The sequence below is a fragment of the Geomonas sp. genome (assembly GCF_056994735.1).
This window is the reverse complement of record NZ_JBXKJL010000223.1, coordinates 1-1,627: the sequence shown is the minus strand read 5'-3', so window position 1 is coordinate 1,627 and position 1,627 is coordinate 1. Positions and strand designations below refer to the sequence as shown.

Sequence of the window (1,627 nt, the reverse complement as noted above, 5' to 3'; positions counted from 1 at the left end):
GGTAGCCCCGCAGTTAACCGTGGTCACGCTGCCATTGCCATCATTGGTTGCCGTTTCTGCTTATGGGGGCGTCCTTGGCGTTTAGGTGTAACCCACGCGGGCAGGGGGACCTTGAACAGCAACAGCTCACGCAGGGTCCAGCGGTGGTCTGTCAGCCCGGCGGCCCTGGCCGGGGTCCTTTCTTGCCCTGGCCGGGGCGCATTCTCGGGCGCTGCCAGCCGCAGGCTGTCAGGAGCCCAGCAGAAGTTGTAAGCACACCCCACCAGATACATCCCGGCAGTCAGCACCGCCTCTTTGTGAGCCAGGGTGCGCCCTCGGCGCCCCAGCGGTGCCAGGGCGCTGCGAAAGGTGGCATTGCGCCGCTCGATATAGGCGGGGTTGATCACGGTTCCGCCCGTGGCGTTGAGCCCCTTGGCAAGGGCTTGGGCGGTCCCGCGCACCACCCGGTGCACGACCTTGACCCCCCGCCGCCGGGCATACCGCTTGATGCCCTGGCCGATGAGCAGACCCGACTCCACAACCAGCCGTGGCCGTCCCCGACGCCCCGTCACTACCTTGTGCCGAAAGACGCGCAGAAAGGCTGTTCCATCGCTCGCCAAACCGTCCACGCAGACCAGGATAGCCAGGCTCTGCGCACCGGCACGAACCCGCTGAACCAATGCGGTGATCAAGGCATGGTCGCGGTGAGGGCTAATCACTCCACCCAGCCACAGAGGCGAGGGCACCGCCAGAGCCATCGCCATCCACACGCGTTTGCCTACCAGCTTCACCCAGAGCTCATCAGCCTGCACATGCCCCACCTCTACCTGGCCTGGTTGTACAAGATGCTCATGGACTTGTGGGCAGTGCGCGCCAGCACGGGCCTGCCACTGCGCCACGGGACGCTCCTCAAAACCGAACGCCGCAACAATAGCCTGGAGTGGACAGCCGTGACAAAGCAAGGTCAACCCCAACGTTACCACTTCGGTCGCCGTCCGCTGCCGATAAAACACCGTGCCTGTCGTGGCCGCAAAGGGCCACCCGCAGGTGCTACCGCGGTAGCGCTGTTCCCTACGGCTAGGAATACAGCGGTTACCCCGCCCACGCGGCCCCCTGTCAGAGCACGCTGGGTTATGACAGCATTGCTCTTGTGGGTCCATCGGCAACCTCCTGCAGATGCAAAGGTGTAATTACCTCTTAAGGGGCTACCGTGGACCTCCCCCTTTTCAAGGTCTTTCATCACTTACCACGGTTAACTGGGGTGCTACCTATTGATGGTCAGGGTTGAAAATAATATTGTCAGACTCAGCTAATTCTACTTTGTCAGATTCATCTGATTGATTTTGGTAGATAAGCAAGGATAATGCATGCTTTATCAAGAGGCAAGGCACAGCCAGGTGAACGATGAGAGGTACCGCTTCGGAAGGGGTTAAAAAACGCGACTGCCGACCCCAAGGTGGGGCGGCTGGCGAAGATGGGTCGGCGGTTCGTTAGCTTGTGTGATCGCTTCGGTCACCCTTTCCGCCGGCGGACGCGAACGGTTCAAACCCTAGTGAAACAGTACCTCCGTGGCCTGCTCCAGGCCGAGACCAAGAACCTGGAACGGATGGAAGAGGTGGTTCCGGAGGCGAACCATCAAGCCTTGCAG

General features: G+C 61.2%; 1 protein-coding gene. It reads right to left on the bottom strand.

Annotated elements, in window-relative coordinates:
- Window positions 1-23: 23 nt before the first annotated feature.
- Window positions 24-878, bottom strand: a complete 855-nt coding sequence (locus AC11W3_RS09555; protein WP_484092920.1) for a hypothetical protein — start codon at window positions 876-878, stop codon at window positions 24-26.
- Window positions 879-1,627: the final 749 nt, after the last annotated feature.